The organism is Aquipluma nitroreducens, from assembly GCF_009689585.1.
GTDB lineage: Bacteria > Bacteroidota > Bacteroidia > Bacteroidales > Prolixibacteraceae > Aquipluma > Aquipluma nitroreducens.
Genome location: NZ_AP018694.1, coordinates 4,552,653 through 4,575,108, shown reverse-complemented (window position 1 = coordinate 4,575,108; position 22,456 = coordinate 4,552,653). Strand labels below are relative to the sequence as shown.

Below are 22,456 nucleotides of genomic sequence, written 5' to 3'. Positions count from 1 at the left end.
GGAACTTTGAAACGAAAATTAAATATTCATAAACCGAAACAACTGATCAAGGCGATCGTCATACATTTCATTAATTACAGAATCATCCATATAAACCGCGATAATGTTATAATCGTAACGAACAAAGGTTTGAATAATTGCTGACAAATCAACCACATTTATCTTCAAAGTTACTGTCATTCGTTTCGATTCAACTTCAGGAGAAATGTAAAAGCTCAAAATCTTCGCATCATTGCCTTCAACAATCTGAGCAATTTGCGATAGTGAATAATCAATCGAATTTAATTCAAGCACAATTACTCCTCCCGGCTCTTGAACCGCAACCAGTTCAGCAAATTTTTGAGCCAAATCAAAAACAGTTATTACACCACAATATTGATCGTACAAATCGAGCACCGGAACAGCACTTAATTTGAGAACTGAAATGGCATTAAAAACTTCGTAGATATGTTGATTTGTATGGATGTGAGGCGAAAGCAAATGATCTGAATATTCACCAACGGGCTTGTCTATAATATTCAGGTCATAAATAATTTTATCCGATATCAATCCAACCAAACGCTTCCCATCGACAACCGGCAGATGCGAAATCCTGAAAATTTCCATCCAATTCAAAGCCTTCTGACCATTATCAGTCAGACGCAAAGGAGGAACAACTTCAGAAAGCAGGTTTTGTGCGATCATTTTTTTAAGTTTTCAATATGGCCTGAATCAAATCTTAATCGTAAATTGCGCTCATAAAATTCGGATATGACCAGACTAAGTGTAAATATAAACAAAATAGCAACATTACGAAATTCGCGTGGAGGAAATACCCCAAGCGTTTTAGATGCGGCTATCAACTGTCAAAAATTTGGTGCTCAGGGAATTACAGTTCATCCAAGACCTGACGAAAGACACATTCGTCGTCAGGATGTATTTGATATTAGACCAATTATCACTACTGAATTTAACATTGAAGGCTATCCCAGTGAAGATTTTATCCAGATGGTAATCGATGTAAAAGCGCATCAGGTGACCCTTGTTCCCGACTCGCACGACCAATTAACATCCGATCACGGTTGGGATACCATCAAACACATGGATTTCCTGAAAGAAGTTATCGCCCGTTTCAAAGAAGCCGGAATCCGGACTTCTATTTTTGTTGATCCCGATTTATCTGCAATAGAAGGAGCGAAAGAAACAGGCACCAACCGCATTGAATTATACACAGAGCCTTTCGCAACAATGTATCCAGTCGATCCAATCAGCGCTGTTGCCCCGTTTAAAGAAGCAGCAAATCTGGCTCACAAACTTGGATTGGGAATCAATGCCGGACACGATTTAAGCCTAAAAAATCTTCGCTTCTTCCACGATCATGTTCCTTTTCTTGACGAAGTTTCCATCGGTCACGCACTCATCGCCGATGCACTTTACATGGGTTTGAGAAGCACAATCCAGGATTACCTCTCTTGTTTGTAATAACCACTGAAATGAATCTTTTTTTCAGAGAAGAAGGCGAAGGGTTTCCGATTGTAATTGTACACGGACTCTACGGATCGTCGGATAATTGGCTGACTGTCGGCAAAAAGCTATCAACAAACTACAAGGTTTATATGATCGATCAGCGCAATCATGGTCGTTCTCCAAATTCGGAAGAACATAGCTACGAAGCGATGAAAAACGATCTGGCCGAATTCTTCGATCAGCAAAAAATTGAGAAAGCCATTTTAATGGGACACAGCATGGGCGGAAAAACAGCCATGTGCTTTGCTGCCGATTATCCTGAACGCATTGAAAAGCTGATTGTTGTGGATATTGCACCTAAAGATTATTTTTTACTGAACGACGAAAGCCAGTACTATTTACACAACAACATCTTACGGGCAATGCTCGAACTTGATTTCGGTAAAATTGACTCACGGAAACAAGTTGAAGATTTTCTGAATGAGCGAATTGACAGCACCCAGATTGTTCAATTTCTTCTGAAAAATGTGCACCGGAATAAAGAGAACCAGCTATACGAATGGCGGTTGAATGTGCCGGTTTTGTACGATAATCTCGACGAAATTATCAAGGGCGTAAATGCACATTGGTTCGACGATCGGCTTCCAATAAACAATTACCCTGTACTCTTTATTAAAGGAGCCAATTCAAATTATATTCTTCCTGAAGATTATGCTTCAATCCGGCGTATTTATCCTGAAGCCGAAATCGTACAAATTCCGGATGCCGGGCATTGGCTACATGCCGAACAGCCTCAACTTTTCATGGAAACGATTTGGAGATTCATAAGGATTCCATCTCTCTAAAAAAGATGGAATCCCTTGATGCTACCTATTATATTTCTCGGTTATCAGCTTCAGAAACCGCTTGTGGTTTGAACGAACCTGAGGCCAGGTAAACCGCCAATCCCAGTTATCAGCAGCAACTCCTGGCGTATTCATTCGGGCATCAGTATCGAGCCCTAAAACATCTTGCATAGGTGCAATAGCAGTATGTGCAGCCGATGCCCAGGCCTGTTCCATAAAGTTCCGGACAAACTGTTTTCCGCTTCCTGAAATGTACTTATGGAGAAATTTCCGTTCCTTTTTATCAATTGAGTTAAACCAGCCCAACGAAGTGTCATTGTCGTGCGTGCCGGTGTAAACCAGAAAATTAGCCGTATAATTGTGTGGCAAATTTGCATTTGAAGCATTCGATCCAAAAGCAAACTGTAGAACCTTCATACCAGGTAAACCAAAATCATCACGCAGCTTTTCCACTTCAGGAGTTATCAAACCAAGGTCTTCTGCAATAATATTTAGGGTACCCAACTGTTCTTTCAGCTTCCGAAACAATTCATGTCCTTTTGCAGGTAACCATTCTCCGATGACAGCAGTTTCTTCCTCTGCCGAAATCGACCAAAACGACTCCAATCCGCGAAAATGATCAACACGAACCTGATCAAACATCCGGAGGTTAAAATGGATTCGGGCCAGCCACCAGTCGAAATCGCGCTCGGCAACCCGTTCCCAGTCGAAAACCGGATTTCCCCACAACTGGCCGGTTTCGCTGAAATAATCGGGCGGAACCCCTCCAACCTGTGTCGGCTGGGAATCTCCGTCGAGCAGAAAAATATCCTGATTGGCCCAAACATCAGCGCTATCAAGCGAAACGTAGAGCGGAATATCGCCAATGATCCTGATTCCCTTCGTATTGGCATACGATTTCAGTTTAAACCATTGCCTGAAAAAGACAAATTGGAGGAAACGATGAAAATCAATTTCTGCATGTAACTCTTTGAAAGCCTCATGAAGAACTTGCTTGTCGCGAGTAACCAATTCTTTAGCCCATGTATTCCAAACGGTTTCTCCGTATTTCGTTTTCAACGAGCGAAACAAAGCATAATCATCGAGCCACCACGAATTGTGCTGCATAAACGTATGATATTCTTCTTTATAGCGGTCAAAATTCTTCTGAAACCCAGCAAAAGCTTCCTTGAATAAAACGGACTTCCACTCTCCTACCCGCTCAAATTCAACGGTTTTAGTCTTGAAGTTTTGATCGGCAATTGACTTTCTGGAAATCAGGCGATCAGTGACTAATTGCTGAACATCAATAAACATGGGGTTTCCGGCAAAAGCTGAATAACATTGATAAGGTGAATTTCCATATCCAACCGGACCGAGCGGTAAAATCTGCCAGATCTTTTGTTTGGTTTGTGCCAAAAAATCGACAAACTGGAAAGCATCTTTCCCCATACTACCAATACCATCCTCGCCCGGAAGCGAACTAATGTGCAGCAGAACGCCACTACTTCTTTCCATTATCCTGTATTAAATCCCTGTAATTTTTTAAATATTTGGCAGTTTCCCGAACTATGCGCTGAACAGCTAAACCATGCTTTAAATCAGGCATAAATGCTTTCGGATCGTTTCCGCCAAGGAAAATATAATGTGCATGAATCATCGATCGTAACCAACCCGGCGGAACATGCCCCGACGGGAAACTGGTGATTGGTGTATAATTGCTGCCAACAATGTGGCGTGTCCATTGCCCGGTTTCTTCGAGATAATATTCGAAATAATCGACCGAATGCGATGAATAACGCAGCATTCCTTTTTCAGCATAAATTTCGAGTGAAACCAAATCTCCGGTTCCTGAACTGATGCGACTGGCTGACATCGTTCCGGCAGCGAAATTTTCAGGCTGAACCAATGACAATAAACTGAATAAATCAGAGTCATCGGGAACATCGGCAAACCTTCCGGCCTGAACCGCACTGGTAATTTGTAGATTTTCGCCCAGGAATGCCATCAGCAAACTGATTCCGTGCGATCCCAAATCGGCCATGGCTCCGCCATCTGGAGCCGGAGTCAAGCGGGTTTGCCGTTTGTCGCGATACGATTTCTGCAAATAGTCGCCATGGTAATATTTTAAATCGAAATGGATCGGATTCCCCAATTTCCCAGAGTGCCAAAAATCTAAAGCTTCCCTTACTGACGCCGTTTGCAAATACTGAAACCCAACCTGAATTTGCTTTCCTGAATTAACAGCCAGTTGAGCCATTTCCATTTCTTCTTCCAGATTGGAACAAACAGGTTTTTCCAAATAAATCCGGGTAACCGAAGGCATTTCCAAAGCCAGTTTCAAATGCGCAAAATGAACCTTATTGGGTCCAAGAATCAGAACGGTATTGATTTTTGTATTGGATTTGAATTCTTCAAGGGTTAGCGATTTTCTGAATCCGAATTTGACAGCAAATGAATTGCTGCTTTCTTTTCGGGCAGAACAAACCGCTTCCAACTCAATTTCGGGAACTGCTGAATAGAAATATTTCAGCGAATTCAAGGCAAAGGCATGCGACCGGGCAATTCCTCCGGCACCTAAAAAGCCAATTCTTATCTTTTCTGAATCCATATCTGGTATAGTAAAAATCGAAGCTCCAAAATTAACCGATAAAACGAAATGATGATCATTCAGAAGAATAAGATTGCCGTTCAAACAAAAACAGCCGGATTGACGAATCAACCCGGCTGCTCTTTATGTTATCGATAACAATTAACAATCGCTATTCAAGCTCCAAAACGACAAGTGATTTTCCAGGAATGCTGACTTCCAACTTATTGTCAGTAAGTTTCTTCGCATTTTTAAAAGCTGTTGGCACTATTGTTTCGGGCTTTTCAAACGTATTTACCGTATTGACTGCTGCCGCTGTCAAAATAGTTCCAGAATTGATTTTAGCAAAACCTTTTCCTGAAAGATTAATCTCCAATTTAATCTCTTTTGAAGGATTTAGGTTGCTGATTGACACATGAATTTTACCATTTTTATCAACTGATGCAGAACTGCTGATTGCAGGAATTTGATCATTACCGAGTTTGTACGGTTCGCAAATCAAGTTCGATGGAAGCAAAGTTGCATCCTGATGAACATTGTACATTTTGAAAACCTGATAAGTTGGCGTCAAAATCATTTTATCGCCTTTGGTCAGAATCATTGCTTGCAGCACATTCACAACTTGTGCAATATTAGCCATTTTAACGCGGTCGCTGTGTTTATTCATAATATCCAAAGTGCTTGATGCAATTAACGCATCGCGCATCGAGTTTTGCTGAAATAAATGACCGGGATTTGTTCCGAGCTCAACATCGGTCCAGATTCCCCATTCGTCAACCAGCAAGTCAACACGTTTATCTTTGTCGTACTGATCCATGATCGCTGAATGTTTACTCACCAATTCGTCCATATATAAAGCTTTTTTCAGGCCTGAAAAATAAAGATCTTCGCCAAAGCCGGTAGCTGCCGACTTATTGTTCCAACCTTCGCCGGCAATGGTATAATAATGAAGCGACAAACCGTCCATGTTGTTGCGGCCTTTTTCCATCAGTACTTTTGTCCAGTTAAAGTCACCTCCATTCGAGCCACAGCCAATACGCTGAAATTTATCGCCACCATACATTTTTGCATAGTTCGAATACTGCCTCATCAGGTCACTATAAAATTCAGGAGTCATATCACCACCACAACCCCAACTCTCATTACCAATACCAATAAATTTCACATTCCATGGTTTTTCGCGACCATTCTTCTTACGAAGCTGCACCATCGGAACATCATCATCCGAAGTCATGTATTCGATCCAATCGACCATTTCGCCAACTGTACCCGAACCAACATTTGCAGAGATGTATGGATCACAACCCAGCATTTCGCACAAATTCAGGAATTCGTTGGTACCAAAGCTGTTATCTTCAACAGTTCCACCCCAGAATACGTTTTTGATTTTTGGGCGATCGGCCAAAGGTCCAATGCCGTTTTTCCAATGATAAGTATCAGCAAAGCAACCTCCCGGCCAACGTAGCACCGGTACTTTCAACGCCTGAAGGGCTTCAAGCAAATCTTTACGGTAACCGTTTACATTTGGAATCGGCGAGTCTTTGCCCACCCAAATGCCGTCGTAAATACAACGTCCGAGGTGTTCGGCAAACTGACCATAAATATTTTTATTGATTTGAGTTTTTCCGCCAACTGCATCAATTTCCAGCACATTGACCTGAGCCTTTAAGGTAAAAGTGGTAAGTACCACAAGACATAACAGCATTAACTTTTTCATTTCTAATTATTTTGGTTTAAGATTAAGTCTCATTAATTTGATTAACCAAAACAACAAAAAAATAATTGTCTTTCAAACACTTTAACTTTTATAACACAAAAAAAATAGGAAGGTCAGATCTAAACTTGTCTTTATCCAGCCGAAATCAAACTTTCAGCAAAAGCAAATTCTTCAATTGCCGTCAACAGAAATCCATTGTATGGCGCAAATTGTTCTTTTCGCTTACGGATATACAAAAAGTGAAACGGCGAAAAGCCTTCAAAAGCAGTTACATATTTTCGGCTGTAGGCTTCCGGAACCTGAGCTATGGCTTCAGTAACGAAAAGATCCATACTTCTGCGCATAAGCGATTTGAACAATTCTATGTGCTGTCCATTAAAAAACTCAAGGCTTTCCATTACCTGTTCTCCAAACCAATAGGTTTTGTTCAGCTTCTCATCCAGCGAGACCCGAAATACTGATGCGGAAAATACGGTCATCAATCCGGCTGCAAAATCCTCTTCCACATCCTGAATATCGTCGAGCAACTGAAGATAGGCACCATAACCAAACAAGAAATAACGTTGCTCCTCTGTTAGTTTTCCGGCAACCAGATAACCATCAGCCAATACCGAAGCGCCACCTTTTGCCAGACAAATTTTCAGAATCTCAGCATCCTCAATTAAGTTCTTTTGCTGAAGGAGTTTCAGGCTGTTAGTTTGGGCATCGTGAATACCCAAAAGACTATGATACACCTCCGGAAAATCATTCCGCGAATATTCATTTTCAATCATCCCGACCAAGCGAAAAATGGCATTTTCGGTATTATTCCGCGATTCAAGTTTTACTCCTGAAAGCCGGTTACGAAAACGTTCACTGAAAACTAACTTTTCAAAGCCCGAAACATTTGGATCGTCGATCAGATTATCGGTGTAAGGATACAACATGCTGTATGCAAAAATAGAAGGAGTGACCTGCATCGGGATTCCCATAATCAACTGCAATCCATTCATGATCCACATGTTGCGACATGCCTGAAAAATATCATTAAAAGTTAAATCCGGATCGAAAGCCTTGGCTTGTCTGACAAATGTGCGGGTAATTTCAAGCATCTTGTCTGAAAACATCAATTCGAGTTGGCCGTCAGTAAAATCAAGTCCGTTGCACAAAAAGTCTCGTATATTACTGATAAACAACTGTAATTCGACTTCAGAATAGGATTTACCTCGAATTCTATCTTTTCGAAAAGCGTTGATAGTCTCAAGAAATTGATCCAGAAAGTTTTCTTTGCGGTGCTTATCTCTCTTCAAATAAACACATGAAAACTCAGGCATCTGAATGGAGCATTTTTCCCAAAGCCCGGCATATTGTTCTGTATAATTTTGAATCATGCTTTCTCATTTTGTTATTGCAAGCTCAACAATTTGCAACCAGAACTTACGTATAAAACGACCAAAGCCTGATTTTTACCGACAAACGACAGGTAGCCGAAGGGTAACTTACTGAGCTTGTTTATCTAAGAATAACAAGCTTAATGGAAGTCATACTTTTTAAATTTTTATGTGCGAAAACCCTTCTCCAGAAATTAAAATTTTCTATATTTGCTGCGCTTTAAACGAAAAGCAGAATGCCCAGATGGTGAAATCGGTAGACACGCTAGTTTCAGGGACTAGTGCTCGCAAGGGTGTGCAAGTTCGAGTCTTGTTCTGGGCACTAAAGTAGAAGTCAAATTAGATCAAAAGCGCTTAAATTCAATGATTTAAGCGCTTTTATTTTTGGCTAAAAAATCAAAAAACTTCATATAAAGTCATGTTTTTAGGGACAAAATCGAGACCACGACTTTCTAGTCTGTTTATGGTCGCGGCAAACTCTGCAACTAATTGAATACAAACATTTTATTTGATTCACTTTGACTCATTTTGGTGCTTTTTAAAAAGCCTTAAATGAGGTATTTTTAACGGTTGCTGAGACCATTTTTAAAATTATTGCAAAACAGATGAATTATGAAGATTATCATTAATTTCTCATTAAGAAAAAACAGGGAGTCTGCTGATGGTAAATCACCTATCTATGTAAGATTTACTATCAAAAATAAAAGAGTCGATCTCTCAACAGGTATTTTTGTTCCTCAAGACCAATGGGATGAAAACAAACAACATTTAAAAGGGAAAATACCAGGAGCCAGAGTTTTGAATGATCGGCTAGATAAAATGAAAACTGAAATTCAGGATATTTATAATCAATTGAGGTCTTCCGGCGAAGAATTTGATGCAACCACAGTCAAAAACAGATTGCTTAATTCCGAAGAAACAAAAGGAGTATTGTTTGTTTTTGACTATTACCTGAAGAGTATACTGGCCAAACTAAACAAAGGGTATTCGATGGAAACCTATAAACACTACAAAACTTCCCGAAAACGGTTGGCTGAATTTATAAGTACTCAATTGAAAAAAACAGACATCCCAATTCAATCCATCAATTATAAGTTTCTGGATTCATTTGATATTTATATCAAGAAGGATTTTAATAATCAGCAGAATACTGCGTGGAATTATCATAAACACTTTCGTCGTGTCTTAAACCTTGCTATTTCACTAGATTACATTGATAAGAATCCATATACCAAGTTTAAAGTTGGATTGGATGAAACTCACCGGGAAATTCTTTCGATGGAAGAATTACAACGGCTGGAGGATAAAAACATTCAGATCGAACGTTTAAGTGTTGTGCGTGACATTTTTATTTTCGCCTGTTATACTGGACTTTCCTTCTCAGACATTGCCAAGTTAAGCCGAACTCATCTTCAACATGGTGCTGACGGAAAAGAATGGATTATTATTGACAGATCAAAAACCAACAATCGATGCCGGATTCCAATTCTTCCGAAAGCCAGGGAAATATTAAATCGGTATGAAGATTATCCGAAAATTTCTAATAAGGACATTCTACTGCCGGTTTTAACCAACCAGAAAATGAATAGCTACCTGAAAGAACTTGGAGATATTTGTGATATCAACAAAAACATTACCATGCACATTGCCCGCCATACCTTTGCCACATCGGTAACCCTCAGCAACGGAGTTCCAATTGAAACCGTTTCCAAAATATTGGGACATACTTCATTGAAAACGACTCAAATTTATGCGAAGGTTCTTGACAAGAAAATCTCAGAGGATATGGATTTGCTTCTTACTAAACTGTGTAAAACTGAAATGCAAACAGCATAGTGGAAGCGATTGCAATAAACTTTTCACCGCTAACTGTAATCAGTAGAAAATTTGAAGACATTTTGGGTAAGGGTGGATTTTCTTTCGGGGTTGTTTTTAACGTGCATTTACATCAGTGGCTTTCATTGGCCAATCTCCGTTCCGATACTTTTCCATACAGGCACGGTGGAACTTACGTAGCTTATCCAGTTCCTCTTGCGGAATAATATCAATTTGCATTATTTGTTCCCGTTCATCATTTAGTGTATAATACGGGATGAAGGGGCATTCATTAATTGGTTCCCCAAACGGACAAGCAGAAATAGGATTGATCAGGTCGGCATTTTGGCGGATTTTTTCTGTGTTGATTGACATGACGATTTATTTTATTTTCAATTTTAATCAAAAAAGAGGCGTGATCCCGAAATTTAGTGCTTCCATGGGACCGCCAGGACCCTTGTCACAGATAAACCCGAGTCACGCCAAAGACGCGACATCGGACTAATTATCTCTGTGACTTTATTTTAAAACTGGCGGTTTTAGGAATCACAAATAAAAAGCCAACGCTTCCTATGTTTTCATTTTATCGGAATCCTTGTCCCGATGTATAATTCATATCATATTATCAACGAGACAAAGATATAAAACATCCTGTATTGGTTCATTTCAAATATGATTAGTCATTACTTTTTCATTTTCACTCATCTTTTTCATCAATCATTCGCCTCAAGATGGCTATCAGTTGATTCAGAAACTTAGTACGTTCAATTTTCCTCCGCTGGATATCCAGACGATAACGGTAAATATCTTCTTTTATCTCAACATTGAAGATTTGTTCAAAGGCTTCTGCCAACTCAATTATTGAGGCATTTCCATTGTTGACTACGCCGGAATATAGAAGAGCATAAATGATCTCTCCCAAATCAATTTTATGCCCTGTCCATTTGAGAGGCGATTTATAATGACTTTGATTGAATTCCGCAGGTCTATCAATTCTTTCCAGCTCCTTCCGAATATATTCAGTCAGCATTTCATTGGCCAAAATCACTGAAAAGGTATGGTCATGCCATGTGAAAAAATCTTCGTCCATCAAATGATGGCTGCCACGGAGTTCTAGTGGTATTTCAGTTGTGCCTCGAACAAAGTACTTTTCATCCAAGTGTTTATATCCACATTTGAAGTATTGGACTTTCACTTGGTGTTCTTCCATGTATTCGTTGATTTTGTAAAGCCTTTTTTGAAGATACCTCCTGATAACAGATGTGTCGGCTTTTTGACATTTACTTTCCAGATCAAAAACAGCTCGGTAGTATAATAATTTACTATAAACTGTCGGCTTGATCTTTTTGAAAAAATAGATTTCAGATTCTTGGTCAGGAAATCCATGGTTAATTACCAGTTCACGCATACGATCCAATGCAATTTTACAATGGCCGATTGCATACTCCATTTGGTCCGGAAGTTTTTCCGAAACTTTTTTCATCCGGGACAGATCATTTTCCAATTCCAGGATGATTTCGCAGAATGTCCCCATCGAAAAAAATTTAAACTGTTAATGCCTCAATGACAAAAGGCAACTAATAAATTTCATCCACCAAGAAATTCTATAAACAGTTTAATTTTGATCATTCAAGATCAGACCTTGAATGATTAAATTATTACAAAAGATATTATGTATCAATTTGCCATTTCAATTGACTGCTGTTACACAACCTAAGCTAAACGAGTATTATCTATATACATCTAATGGGCATTTATAATCTATGATAAATGTTTTATTAGAACTTCTGCTGCAAACAACTAATATTCAATATTTTAGAAACCAGTTATTCAACAGAGGTCCAAATAGAATTATCTGATATTCAATTTATTATAATACAAAAATAATATAAATTATAGAATAATATTGCTATTTATATCTCGAATCCTTGATAATAAAAAAAAAAAATTACAATGGTTAATATGTATGCTATACGCGCATTTTGTTAATATTTCCTAATCTCAATGGAAACGTGAATCAACGAATCAAAATAATCATACCTTTGGATAACATTTTTCAGTTGTTTGCGTTGATATATCCAAATGAAAAGAGTTTTCTCCATATTATTCGCTTTACTCATCCTGCTTTCTGGGACGCAACTTACCGTATCTAAACATTATTGCGGTGGAGAACTTGCAGCTTCGAAGGTATCCGTTTGGGGTGGCGTGGCTTCATGTGGTATGGAAGAGAAAACAACTGATGAATGCACAAAACCAGGCAGTCATCTCGACAAACACTGCTGCAACAATACGATTTCTGTTTATGAGGTAGATCACAACTATTCACCCACGTTTTCCGAAATCAAAACAATTGAACAACCAGTTTTGCAGGTTTTTACTCTACCTGAAAACATATCATTTTATTCTCTTACTTCTTTATTTCAGAATAGCGCAAACGCCAGTCCGCCTGAATCCTTTCTTGCGAGTGCTGTAAGCTTGCCCAAAATCTGTATTTTTCGCATTTGATGTATATGTAACACCATTTTTCAGCTAAAAAGATTATTCAATTTCTTTTGCTGGAGGATGATTCTTGGTTTGTATCCTGATGCCTGCATCCTGATACCTAATTCCATTTTCAATACATTACATTAACATCAAATTCAAATCAAATGAAAACTGTAAAAATCATTATAGTTGCCGTATTGTCAGTAGTTCTGGGCTCAAACTCATATGCCCAAATGCACGATCATTCCCAGATGGACATGTCCAAAACCAAAATGGACGCTAAAACGAATATGGCTTCTACAAAAACTGAGACCATAAAAGTTTTGGGCGAATGCGAAACCTGTCAGGCCACAATTGAAAAAGCCTCAAAGGTTGATGGCGTAAGCAAAGCGAACTGGGATAAAAGCACTAAGCTACTCACACTGGTGTACGATCCATCAAAAGTTAAAAGCGACGACATTCAAAAGAAAATTGCCGCCGTCGGTTATGATACTGAAAAGTATAAAGCTGATGATAAAGTATATGCAAAACTCAACGCTTGCTGCAAGTACGTCAGGAAAAAATAGCTTTTCAATACATGTTTTCAATGCAATAGCCATGGTTCAACCAACTTCGGGAAAAGAGGGTTTTTGAATTTGGTCATGGCTATTCATTGATTCTTTTCACAAATTAAAATAATTTTATGAAAAATATAAAAACAGCATTAGCAGTCCTGATAGGAAGTGCTACCCTATTTTTAGCCTGTTCAAAGGATGAAACTTCAACAGGCGATGTAATGGTAAATTTTGATGCGGCCTACGTGGTCAACGGCGAAAGCAGTACCATTTCAGTAATCAATATTACCACAAACAAGGTTGAGAACACCATTGACCTTACCAAACTCCAAAGTAGTTCAGGTGAAAGTCAAATGGAAATGGGAATGACCAACATGTGGCCGCTTCATATTTACATTTCGTCCGACAATAGCAAGTTAATTATAGCCGCACCGGGTATGGATTTTAGCGAAGGGCATGGTATGATGCAGACTTCTTCTACCGGAAGTGCAACGGATGCTCACAGTCAGCATCATAGTGGAAGCGCTACTACCATGGTAATGTCTGGAAGGATTCTGGTATTAGATGCAGTTACTGGAGATTTGATAAAGGAAATTGCACTCGAAGAAATGGTACACAATGCGATTTTCTCTCCTGATGGTAAAGAATTGTGGACAGCCATCATGATGCCTGAAGGTAAAATCAAGGTATTTGATGCCACGTCATACTCACTTTTATATACCATTCCTGTAGGCCAGATGCCTGCCGAAGTTACTTTTTCTGACGATGGCAAAAAGGCATTTGTTGCAAATGGCATGTCGAATACGGTAACTATTGTCGATGCCGTTAGCAAAAAGGTGCTTGAAACTACAGAAGTTGGGGCAAATCCAGTTGGCGCTTGGCCTGGTATGGATGGAATGATGAATGTAGATAACGAAGACGGACAAAGCATCAGCATGATAGATGGTGTGACCAATATGATGACAGATACGCTGGACCTTGGATTTATGCCCGGCATGGTCGCTCGGAATACAATGATGAATCAGATGTGGGTTTCTGATCCGAATGGCAGCAAGATTCATATGTGGGAAACGAACAATGGTGGAGTCCATATGATTGGGAAAAGTTATGACGATTATACGCATAAGGGTGAAGTTACAGTCGGCAGTGGCGCACATGCTATAGCTTTTAATAAAGATGGTACTGTCGGATATGTGACAAATCAGGCCGAAGGAACGGTTTCGGTCGTTGATATTCCAAACCTCAAAGAGACAATGAAGATTACGGTTGGTAAAAAACCTAACGGAATCGTGATGAGGTTTAAATAGGTTCATTAACAGGTATTCACCTGTTTCTAATCATTTGTTGGTTGAGTATTTAAATTGACATCCAAATGAAAAACGCAATAAGAAAAATGGTGATGATAGCTGAGAAAGCTGTTATTAGGGTGAGTTCATTGCTTACGCAAACGAATTGGAATTTTAAACCAACAGAGGGCCATATATCCGGCGAACTAGAATTTGATGATTACAATACAGAAAAGAATGAAATAAAACTCAACGATTTTCAAGGTCAAAATTTTATGATTACAATTCAGGATAGTTTATCCTATTGCTCTAAATTTTCAGAAACATGGGATTTTCAACTTTTCGATGAAAAAACAGTGCGTTTTCAGGAGAGCGAATGTTATCAGTCTGCTAATAATGGAGTGCTTTGGATATATACTAAACAAAAGGTTGAGGCAGCTTCTCATTGTGAGGATGGTCAAACAATTACGACCTATTTTTTAGCTGGGCTGGAAGTGGAGATTGAAGCATTTTTGAATTAATACAAATAAATCTGTTAGATGGAGTTTGTAAATTTTAAAAGACATTAACATGAAAAATTTAGTAAAAAAAGTTGTTATGATAGCCGGGATAGCTATCATCAGCGCAGGTTCATTGTTTGCACAAAAGAGTGGTGTTTTTAAATCGTTTGCCGACTTTACGTCTGGGAAAATGGAATATGGTATTGATTGCGCCACCGAAAAACATAAGATCAGGCTCAACGAATTTCTTGGCAAGGATTTTATAACTGTGGTTCATGAAGGTAAGCCCTATAACCTCAAAAAAAATGAAATATGGGGTTATCAACTTTGCGATGATAAAATTGTACGTTTTCAGGATAACGAGCATTATCCGGTTGCTGACAAAGGCATACTCTGGATTTACACCAAACAAACGGTCAAAGGAGCTGGTTATCGAGGAGGAACAAAAACCATTACCACCTATTATTTCAGTAAAGGTGGGGATAACGGAATATTGGAGTTAACACCTTTGAACTTAAAAGCTTCATTTCCTGACAACCACGTGCTGCACGATGCTATCGATGCTCAATTTAAGTCTTCATCGTCACTTAGTGAATACGATAAGTTTCACAAACAATACAAAATCAATCATTTTTTGGAAAGCCAGGGAATTAAATAATTGGAGTATCTCAATATAAAAGAGACTTTACCCGGCAAGAAAAATTTTAAATCAGAAAATCATTATGAAAAATAAAATTGTAAGATTAGTATTAATTGTTTCTGTACTTTTTGCTTTTACAAGTTGTATGGGAGTATCTCATTTAGGTCATAGTGGAGGTACATCTTATCAGTCAGACAGCCATTCATCTCATCAATCAGGAAATGGTTCTCACTCGGGAGGTTGTCATTAAAACCATCTGAATTAGGTACTAAATAGTCTTTTGGTTAAATAGAGTAATAGGGTTTCTTTTTCAATGTTGAACAAGGTGGACTTTAAAAAGTCCCCTTGTTTCTTAAATACAAAAAGTTAACATGTTAATTCCCTGAAAAGGCAAAAATGAAACCAACTATCTAAATTCTAATAGCAGTTGTAGTGGATGCCCTTGCACACTTTGAATACAGTTATTCGGAGTGAATAATTACATCTTAATAAAAAGAAATTCTTAGATGAAGAAACGGATATCGATATTTTACATGTTGCCCTTATTGCTTTCAGTTCAATTGCTGAATGCCCAAATTGTTTTAAATAACAACGATTTACCTAAAACCGGAGATGCCCAAATAAGCATAATGGTCGATAGTATTCAGTCAATCAACATATTGCCTGGGAAAAAAGGTGAAAACGTTTTTTGGGATTTTGGCACCCTAAGTGGAAAAGAATCTGACGTGCAAAAATGGATTAGTGCAAGCTTGGCAACTAATTACTCGGAATTTCCATTGGCTGTTTTGGCGATCAACAAGGAATGTACTAAAGTTCATTCACATGTTACACACACCGATATTGAAACTTGTAAGCATGATTTCTATCTAAAAAACGAAAATGGATTGTTTTACTATGGCTCTGATGTTCAGGGAATATCAAAGTACTCGATTCCACGACCCATTTTCCCTATTTTGAAATATGGGGATTCAATTAAAAATGAGTCGCGCTTAATCTATTATTCTTCAGGATACACTCAAAAAGTATTGCATGTGACTGGTTACTCAAAGGCCGATGCCTGGGGCACATTAAAAACCCCGGCGGGAACTGTAAGTACAATTCGCATTTTTACTTATGAAACTGTATATGACAGTATTTATACCGATGGCTCAGCCACATTGAAAAGTAAAACAGAAGGCAATTATTATTACAACTGGTACACCAGAGAGCTCGGTTTCCCGGTACTTCAAATATCAAAAGGTATTTTAAGCCAGAATAGTAATTATCAGACCGTCAAGTACGCCGAAAAATTAACATCTTTCACTACAGGTATTAATGAAGTCTCTGAAAATCAGAAATTCGTCACAGTTTATCCAAACCCGTTTAATGAAAAGGCCACACTAAAAATTCTTCCGGATTTTAATGGTGAGAAATACACTTTGTTGATTTTTGATATCTATGGCAGGATAATTCTAAGAAAGGAAAATAACATTGAGAGCGAAGTGGTAATTGAACGAAGAAGCATGAAACAAGGCACTTATTTCTATCAATTGTTGAACAAGGATATTAATATCAAGGGAAAATTCGCTGTTCAATGATCATTAATTGGAAATATAATATTAATGTATTAACAATAAAAAAATGTATAAATTTAGAATCGCTATATTAATGGCTGTTTTAGTGAGTTTTTTAGTCAGTTCGTGCAGTAGCAGCAGGCACGCAACGACTCAAACAAAGCCAAAATCAGTATATTACAGTTGCCCGATGCATTCTGAGGTTATTGAAATGAACCCGGGCAAATGCCCTAAATGTGGTATGAAAATGGAAGCATTTGATATGGCAGACTTGAAGCTAAAGAATTCAGGTAGTTCTTACAATCCGATTAATTCTGGTGGCAGCTCTGGTGGCCATTCCGGAGGTCACCATTAATCTTAAAACTTATAGATATGTTTAACCGACTCGTCAAGTATTTTCTCGAAAACAGGCTAATTACCTTTATGTTCCTGATCGCTTTTGTGGTTTTGGGCATGGTATATATGCCGTTCAACTGGAAACCTGATTATTTTCCACGCGATCCGATTGCAGTGGATGCGATCCCCGATATTGGGGAAAATCAGCAGATTGTAGCAACCGAATGGATGGGGCGTTCGCCCAAAGACATTCAGGATCAGATAAGTTACCCTCTGACTACTGCTTTGCTTGGTATTCCAGGCGTACAAACCATTCGTAGCACTTCAATGTTTGGGATGTCATTCATTTACATCATTTTTAAAGATGATGTAGAATTTTACTGGAGCCGTTCACGGATTCTTGAAAAACTCAATTCACTGCCAACCGGCACATTGCCTGCGGGGGTACAACCAGCACTTGGACCGGATGCCACTGCATTAGGGCAAATTTACTGGTACACCCTCGAAGGGCGCGATCCAAAAACCGGCAAACCCAATGGAGGCTGGAACCCAAGCGAACTTCGTACTGTTCAGGATTTCTACGTCAAATATGGGCTTGCCACCGCTGAAGGGGTTTCTGAAGTGGCGTCGGTTGGAGGTTTCATTAAAGAATACCAGATCGACCTGAACCCCGAAGCTTTGAAAGCATTCAACGTTTCGGCCATGGACGTGATGAATGCCGTGCGCAAAAGTAACCTCGACATTGGGGCCGAAACTATCGAGTTGAATAATGTGGAATACATTATCCGAGGTTTGGGATATGTAAAGAACTTGGAAGACCTGGAAGTCTCAGTAGTTGCTGTCAGGAACAATGTTCCCGTAAGGATTAAAGATGTTGCCCACGTTGTTTTTGGACCTGCTACCCGTCGCGGTGGATTGGATAAAGCAGGATCAGAAGCTGTTGGTGCCGTGGTGGTTGCCCGATATGGCTCAAATCCAATGGATGTTATTGGTAATGTCAAAAATAAGATCAAGGAACTTGAAGCCGGATTGCCGCAAAAAACTTTGCCCGATGGCAGTGTCTCCAAAGTTACCATTGTGCCGTTTTATGACCGCACCGGGCTGATCATGGAAACCATCGGGACACTCGAATCGGCTCTTTCGCACGAAATCCTGATCAGTATCATCGTCATCATTGTTCTGGTGATGAATTTACGGGCCTCACTTATTGTAGCCGGACTGCTGCCAATTGGCGTATTGATGACTTTCATCCTGATGCGGGCTTTTGGCATCGATGCCAATATTGTGGCCCTTTCGGGTATAGCTATTGCCATTGGTGTAATGGTCGATATTGGGATTGTGGATGTTGAGAATATTCTCCGGCACCTTGAAATGCCTGAAAATAAAGGAATCCGTGGTAAAAAACTGATGTCGGTAATTTACGAAGCAACCACCGAAGTACGTGATGCTGTTGTTACATCTATTGCCACAACTATAGTCAGTTTCCTTCCGGTTTTTGCTATGCAGGCTGCCGAAGGAAAGTTGTTTCACCCACTGGCATTTACCAAAACCTTTTCGCTGATTTCAGCATTCCTGCTTGGGATTATTGTTTTGCCAACCTTAACGCATATCTTTTTCAATATCAGTATAGATACTAAGAAGGTTCGCCGTATATGGAACGGTTGCCTGATGATAGCCGGAGTCCTGTTCGTTATCATTTGGCAGGTCTGGCCCGCATTGGCATTAATCGCTGTTGGTATTAATAACTTGCTCGACTACCGCTGGCCTGAAAACCGGAAAGAATTCCCCAACTATATCAACATTGCCATCACTGTGCTTGTAGCTGCCTGGTATCTCACAATCGAATGGCTTCCATTAGGCGCCCACAATAGTACCTTCTCAAACTTTATTTTTGTAAGCGGTATAATTATAGTGATTCTTGCAGCCCTGATGTCGATGGTACACTTTTATGAAAGTATCATGCGGTGGGCGCTGGAGCACAAATGGAAATTTCTCATTATACCGATTGTTACCTTGTTATTTGGTTTACTGGCCTGGCAGGGATTTGATAAAACCTTCAGCCCTGTTGCTTCAGGAATGGAAAAAGTTGGCTGGAAAGATTTCAGGCAAACAGCTTTTTGGAAATCTTCTACGGAAACATTTCCTGGTACGGGCAAAGAGTTTATGCCATCTTTAAACGAAGGCTCGTTCCTGTTGATGCCCACCAGTATGCCCCATTCCAGTATTCAAAAGAACCTCGAATACATCGAAACACTTGACAAGCGGCTTTCGGCCATACCAGAAGTGGAAGTGGCCGTCGGGAAATGGGGTCGCGTCAATTCAGCGCTCGATCCGGCGCCAGTGCAGATGTTCGAAAATACGATCAGTTACCGCTCAGAATATATTCTTGATGAAAACGGACATCGAATGCAGTTTAAAGTTGACCGCGATGGCAGTTTTATCCTTAAAAGCGGGGCGAAATATAATTTGGAAAAGGACGGGTTCAAGGCCATTCCTGTTGACAGCCTGATCCCTGCGGAAAATGGTGAATATTTCCGTCAATGGAGGCCTGAAATAAAAAGGCCGAACGACATCTGGAACCAAATCGTAAAAGTGACCAACATTCCGGGATTGACCTCTGCGCCAAAGTTGCAACCTATCGAAGCTCGTCTGGTGATGCTTTCTACAGGCATGCGTGCCCCAATGGGATTGAAAGTTTTTGGTCCTGATCTTGACGCAATCGAAGAAGGCGGAATGTTACTGGAACAGGCTTTGAAAGAAGTTCCATCCATCAAAGCTTCTGCTGTATTCTACGACCGTGCTGTTGGCGCTCCTTACCTTGAAATTAAATTGAACCGTGAGGCGATGGCCCGCTATGGTATGACGGTAAGCGAAGTACAGGAAATTTTGCAGGTAGCTGTCGGAGGTATGGCTCTTTCTTCATCTGTTGAAGGACGTGAAAGGTTTCCGCTTAGGGTTCGATATGCGCGTGAATTGCGCGATAATCCAGAGGATATTAAACGTATCCTGATTCCTGCGATGAATGGTGTTCAGATTCCGCTGAGTGAAATTGCTGACATCGATTATACCCGTGGTGCGCAGATGATCAGAAGTGAAAACACCTTCCTGAATGGATATGTTATTTTCGATAAAAACGAAGGAATTGCCGAGGTTGATGTGGTTGACGAGGCTTCTAAAATATTGAAGCAAAAACTGAGCTCAGGCGCTCTGGTTTTGCCTGCCGGTGTATCCTACCAATTTGCAGGAAATTACGAACATCAGATTAGGGCGACCAAACGATTGATGATTGTAATCCCGATTAGTTTGCTCTTGATTTTGCTGTTGCTTTATTTCCAGTTCCGCACGGTAACGGCTTCGCTCATCCACTTCTCAGGAGTTTTCGTGGCTTTTGCCGGAGGTTTTATTATGCTTTGGTTGTATGGTCAGGACTGGTTCCTTAATTTTTCAATTGAAGGGATCAACCTTCGGGATATGTTCCAAATGCATACGATTAATTTGAGCGTCGCGGTCTGGGTTGGGTTCATCGCCTTGTTCGGAATCGCTACCAACGATGGGGTAATCATGGGTACCTACATCCATCAGGTATTTGAAGCCCGGCATCCTGCTACTGTTCACGACGTTCGCGAAGCTGTAGTTTCTGCCGGATTGAAACGAGTCCGTCCTGCCATGATGACCACAGCCGTTGCCGTCATTGCTTTGCTACCCGTTTTATCATCGAACGGAAAGGGTTCCGACATCATGATTCCGATGGCAATCCCTATGTTTGGCGGTATGGTTATTCAGGTAATGACCGTCTTCGTCGTCCCGATGTTTCAAGCCATGTGGAGGGAAGGAGCCGTAAACAAGCATAATAAATTAGCAATTAATAACCCTAATAATCAAGATGATGAAAACACAGGCATATAAAAAAATACTTTTCTTGTTGCTTGCCCTTGGTAGTTGGGTTATTGGGTTTAGTCAGGAAAAGACAGATTCCTTATTCAACTATCTTGAAATTGCAGTCAAAAACAACCCAACTGTACTTCAGCGGTTTGCTGAATATGAAGCCGCTTTGCAGAAAGTACCGCAGGTGGGAAGTTTACCCGATCCTGAAGCCAGTCTTGGGGTTTTCCTCAAGCCAATGGAACTGGTCGGTGGAAATCAGTTGGCAGATATACAATTGATGCAAATGTTTCCCTGGTTTGGGGTACTGAAAAATGCAAAAGACGAAATGAGCCTGATGGCCAAAGCCAAATACGAAACGTTTCGTGATGCCAAATTGCAGGTATTATACGATGTGCAGCGCACCTGGTACGAATTGAATAAGCTCAAACAGAACATCCGCGTTTCGGAAAAAAACATTGATCTGCTTCGCACGATTGAACGGCTGGCTGTGGTCAGGTTTAAAGCTGGTCCTTCAGGGAACAGTTCAGCGCCTTCTGGCCCAACAACAACTCCAGCTTCCGGCAAAAGTTCTTCTTCAGGATCTTCAGGAATGAACAGCATGGGAGGAGGTTCGGGCAGTTCTGCCGGATCAGCTTCAAGCCAATCGGCTTCTCCAATGGGGGGCAGCTCAATGGGTTCCTCCTCTGGTGGTTCAGGACTTTCGGATGTGTATCGGATTCAGATTGAAATTGGCGACCTTCAGAATAACATTAACTTGTTAAACAACCAGTTAGTCACCATTTCGGCACAATTTAACAGTTACCTGAACAGGCCACAAGCCACAATTGTAAACGTACCTGATTCTGTAACAATTGAAAGCTTTGAACCTTCCCTTTTGGCTATATCTGATAGTATCCTGAAGAATAATCCAATGTTGGGGATGCTTCAGTTCGAACAGCAATCGTTGGAGGCACGCAAGCAAATGGTTACAAAGATGAGCTACCCGATGGTTGGGGTGGGCTTAAATTATTCGCTGATCAATAAAAATGAGATGTCAACATCGCCGATGAACGGTAAAGATATGGTGATGCCTATGTTTAAGGCAACATTGCCCATTTACCGCAAAAAGTACAAGGCCATGCGCGACGAAGCCGATTTTTTGAAATCGGCGAATACCCAAAACTACCAGGCTGTGGCGAATTCACTTCAGACTGAGTATTACCAGGCATTGCAATTGTATCAGGATGCACAGCGAAGAGCAAAACTTTATGCCAACCAATATCAGTTGGCATCCAAATCGCTCGACATCATGTTTAAAAGTTTTGCTTCGTCGGGCAGTTCACTCACCGATATTCTGCGGGTCAGGCAGCAAACGCTCGATTACGAGTACCGGCAGGTGGAAGCAGTGGCTGACTATAATACATCTGTTGCCTGGCTCAAACGATTAATGGCATATTCAAAAATTCAGTAACATAAA

The 22,456-nt window shown here is 40.1% G+C and carries 19 protein-coding genes and 1 tRNA gene; 13 read left to right on the top strand and 7 right to left on the bottom strand.

What is annotated here, in order from left to right; all coding sequences use genetic code 11:
• Window positions 1–18 precede the first annotated feature (18 nt).
• On the bottom strand, window positions 19–684 hold the full coding sequence (locus AQPE_RS19270) for a CBS domain-containing protein (RefSeq protein ID WP_318348128.1): 666 nt from the start codon (window positions 682–684) through the stop codon (window positions 19–21).
• 66 nt (window positions 685–750) lie between these two features.
• Between AQPE_RS19270 and AQPE_RS19265 the strand changes: the two genes are divergently transcribed.
• Window positions 751–1,461, top strand: coding sequence for a pyridoxine 5'-phosphate synthase (locus AQPE_RS19265; protein WP_318348127.1), 711 nt, complete (start codon window positions 751–753; stop codon window positions 1,459–1,461).
• A gap of 11 nt (window positions 1,462–1,472) precedes the next feature.
• On the top strand, window positions 1,473–2,291 hold the full coding sequence (locus AQPE_RS19260; protein WP_318348126.1) for an alpha/beta fold hydrolase: 819 nt from the start codon (window positions 1,473–1,475) through the stop codon (window positions 2,289–2,291).
• 21 nt (window positions 2,292–2,312) lie between these two features.
• On the opposite strand, the gene malQ is transcribed toward AQPE_RS19260, so the two are convergent.
• From malQ to AQPE_RS19240, 4 genes are all read right to left on the bottom strand, one after another.
• Window positions 2,313–3,788, bottom strand: coding sequence for a 4-alpha-glucanotransferase (malQ, locus tag AQPE_RS19255; RefSeq protein WP_318348125.1), 1,476 nt, complete (start codon window positions 3,786–3,788; stop codon window positions 2,313–2,315).
• Entirely contained in the window at window positions 3,775–4,881 is a 1,107-nt protein-coding gene (locus AQPE_RS19250; protein ID WP_318348124.1) for a Gfo/Idh/MocA family protein, read from the bottom strand. Before AQPE_RS19250 ends, malQ begins: the two co-directional genes overlap by 14 nt.
• Window positions 4,882–5,032: 151 nt before the next feature.
• Window positions 5,033–6,577: an alpha-N-arabinofuranosidase gene (locus tag AQPE_RS19245; RefSeq protein WP_318348123.1), complete on the bottom strand. Its 1,545-nt coding sequence runs from the start codon at window positions 6,575–6,577 to the stop codon at window positions 5,033–5,035.
• Between the two features lie 131 nt (window positions 6,578–6,708).
• The gene (locus AQPE_RS19240; protein WP_318348122.1) at window positions 6,709–7,947 is read right to left on the bottom strand and encodes a class 1 isoprenoid biosynthesis enzyme; all 1,239 of its coding nucleotides are present in this window, start codon (window positions 7,945–7,947) and stop codon (window positions 6,709–6,711) included.
• A 238-nt stretch (window positions 7,948–8,185) separates the two neighbouring features.
• On the opposite strand from AQPE_RS19240, the gene AQPE_RS19235 reads away from it, so the two are divergent.
• Both AQPE_RS19235 and AQPE_RS19230 read left to right on the top strand, forming a co-directional pair.
• Window positions 8,186–8,269 (top strand) — tRNA-Leu (locus AQPE_RS19235).
• A gap of 290 nt (window positions 8,270–8,559) precedes the next feature.
• On the top strand, window positions 8,560–9,783 hold the full coding sequence (locus tag AQPE_RS19230; protein WP_318348121.1) for a site-specific integrase: 1,224 nt from the start codon (window positions 8,560–8,562) through the stop codon (window positions 9,781–9,783).
• 96 nt (window positions 9,784–9,879) lie between these two features.
• On the opposite strand, the gene AQPE_RS19225 is transcribed toward AQPE_RS19230, so the two are convergent.
• Window positions 9,880–10,137, bottom strand: coding sequence for a hypothetical protein (locus AQPE_RS19225; RefSeq protein ID WP_318348120.1), 258 nt, complete (start codon window positions 10,135–10,137; stop codon window positions 9,880–9,882).
• 322 nt (window positions 10,138–10,459) lie between these two features.
• A complete protein-coding gene (locus AQPE_RS19220; protein ID WP_318348119.1) occupies window positions 10,460–11,296 on the bottom strand; it encodes an RteC domain-containing protein in 837 nt (278 codons plus the stop codon).
• A gap of 548 nt (window positions 11,297–11,844) precedes the next feature.
• On the opposite strand from AQPE_RS19220, the gene AQPE_RS19215 reads away from it, so the two are divergent.
• From AQPE_RS19215 to AQPE_RS19175, 9 genes are all read left to right on the top strand, one after another.
• Window positions 11,845–12,267: an HYC_CC_PP family protein gene (locus AQPE_RS19215; RefSeq protein WP_318348118.1), complete on the top strand. Its 423-nt coding sequence runs from the start codon at window positions 11,845–11,847 to the stop codon at window positions 12,265–12,267.
• Between the two features lie 143 nt (window positions 12,268–12,410).
• Complete coding sequence (locus AQPE_RS19210) at window positions 12,411–12,812, top strand: heavy-metal-associated domain-containing protein (protein ID WP_318348117.1); 402 nt, start codon at window positions 12,411–12,413, stop codon at window positions 12,810–12,812.
• A gap of 116 nt (window positions 12,813–12,928) precedes the next feature.
• Window positions 12,929–14,107: a YncE family protein gene (locus AQPE_RS19205; RefSeq protein WP_318348116.1), complete on the top strand. Its 1,179-nt coding sequence runs from the start codon at window positions 12,929–12,931 to the stop codon at window positions 14,105–14,107.
• A gap of 65 nt (window positions 14,108–14,172) precedes the next feature.
• Window positions 14,173–14,607, top strand: a complete 435-nt coding sequence (locus AQPE_RS19200) for a hypothetical protein (RefSeq protein ID WP_318348115.1) — start codon at window positions 14,173–14,175, stop codon at window positions 14,605–14,607.
• Window positions 14,608–14,656: 49 nt separating this feature from the next.
• Window positions 14,657–15,244 (top strand): hypothetical protein, encoded by a 588-nt coding sequence (locus AQPE_RS19195; protein WP_318348114.1) that lies wholly within the window; start codon window positions 14,657–14,659, stop codon window positions 15,242–15,244.
• 488 nt (window positions 15,245–15,732) lie between these two features.
• Entirely contained in the window at window positions 15,733–16,803 is a 1,071-nt protein-coding gene (locus AQPE_RS19190) for a T9SS type A sorting domain-containing protein (RefSeq protein ID WP_318348113.1), read from the top strand.
• A 43-nt stretch (window positions 16,804–16,846) separates the two neighbouring features.
• Window positions 16,847–17,134, top strand: a complete 288-nt coding sequence (locus tag AQPE_RS19185) for a heavy metal-binding domain-containing protein (protein WP_318348112.1) — start codon at window positions 16,847–16,849, stop codon at window positions 17,132–17,134.
• A 17-nt stretch (window positions 17,135–17,151) separates the two neighbouring features.
• On the top strand, window positions 17,152–21,021 hold the full coding sequence (locus tag AQPE_RS19180) for an efflux RND transporter permease subunit (protein ID WP_318348111.1): 3,870 nt from the start codon (window positions 17,152–17,154) through the stop codon (window positions 21,019–21,021).
• Window positions 21,002–22,450 (top strand): TolC family protein, encoded by a 1,449-nt coding sequence (locus AQPE_RS19175; protein WP_318348110.1) that lies wholly within the window; start codon window positions 21,002–21,004, stop codon window positions 22,448–22,450. Before AQPE_RS19180 ends, AQPE_RS19175 begins: the two co-directional genes overlap by 20 nt.
• The last annotated feature ends 6 nt before the right edge of the window (window positions 22,451–22,456 follow it).

Coding starts and splice junctions, on each gene's coding strand:
- AQPE_RS19240 (WP_318348122.1), bottom strand. CDS start 7,947: ATGATTCAAAATTATACAGAACAATATGCCGGGCTTTGGGAAAAATGC.
- AQPE_RS19195 (WP_318348114.1), top strand. CDS start 14,657: ATGAAAAATTTAGTAAAAAAAGTTGTTATGATAGCCGGGATAGCTATC.
- AQPE_RS19200 (WP_318348115.1), top strand. CDS start 14,173: ATGAAAAACGCAATAAGAAAAATGGTGATGATAGCTGAGAAAGCTGTT.
- AQPE_RS19220 (WP_318348119.1), bottom strand. CDS start 11,296: ATGGGGACATTCTGCGAAATCATCCTGGAATTGGAAAATGATCTGTCC.
- AQPE_RS19260 (WP_318348126.1), top strand. CDS start 1,473: ATGAATCTTTTTTTCAGAGAAGAAGGCGAAGGGTTTCCGATTGTAATT.
- AQPE_RS19210 (WP_318348117.1), top strand. CDS start 12,411: ATGAAAACTGTAAAAATCATTATAGTTGCCGTATTGTCAGTAGTTCTG.
- AQPE_RS19185 (WP_318348112.1), top strand. CDS start 16,847: ATGTATAAATTTAGAATCGCTATATTAATGGCTGTTTTAGTGAGTTTT.
- AQPE_RS19245 (WP_318348123.1), bottom strand. CDS start 6,577: ATGAAAAAGTTAATGCTGTTATGTCTTGTGGTACTTACCACTTTTACC.
- AQPE_RS19230 (WP_318348121.1), top strand. CDS start 8,560: ATGAAGATTATCATTAATTTCTCATTAAGAAAAAACAGGGAGTCTGCT.
- AQPE_RS19180 (WP_318348111.1), top strand. CDS start 17,152: ATGTTTAACCGACTCGTCAAGTATTTTCTCGAAAACAGGCTAATTACC.
- AQPE_RS19190 (WP_318348113.1), top strand. CDS start 15,733: ATGAAGAAACGGATATCGATATTTTACATGTTGCCCTTATTGCTTTCA.
- AQPE_RS19205 (WP_318348116.1), top strand. CDS start 12,929: ATGAAAAATATAAAAACAGCATTAGCAGTCCTGATAGGAAGTGCTACC.
- malQ (WP_318348125.1), bottom strand. CDS start 3,788: ATGGAAAGAAGTAGTGGCGTTCTGCTGCACATTAGTTCGCTTCCGGGC.
- AQPE_RS19215 (WP_318348118.1), top strand. CDS start 11,845: ATGAAAAGAGTTTTCTCCATATTATTCGCTTTACTCATCCTGCTTTCT.
- AQPE_RS19225 (WP_318348120.1), bottom strand. CDS start 10,137: ATGTCAATCAACACAGAAAAAATCCGCCAAAATGCCGACCTGATCAAT.
- AQPE_RS19175 (WP_318348110.1), top strand. CDS start 21,002: ATGAAAACACAGGCATATAAAAAAATACTTTTCTTGTTGCTTGCCCTT.
- AQPE_RS19270 (WP_318348128.1), bottom strand. CDS start 684: ATGATCGCACAAAACCTGCTTTCTGAAGTTGTTCCTCCTTTGCGTCTG.
- AQPE_RS19265 (WP_318348127.1), top strand. CDS start 751: ATGACCAGACTAAGTGTAAATATAAACAAAATAGCAACATTACGAAAT.
- AQPE_RS19250 (WP_318348124.1), bottom strand. CDS start 4,881: ATGGATTCAGAAAAGATAAGAATTGGCTTTTTAGGTGCCGGAGGAATT.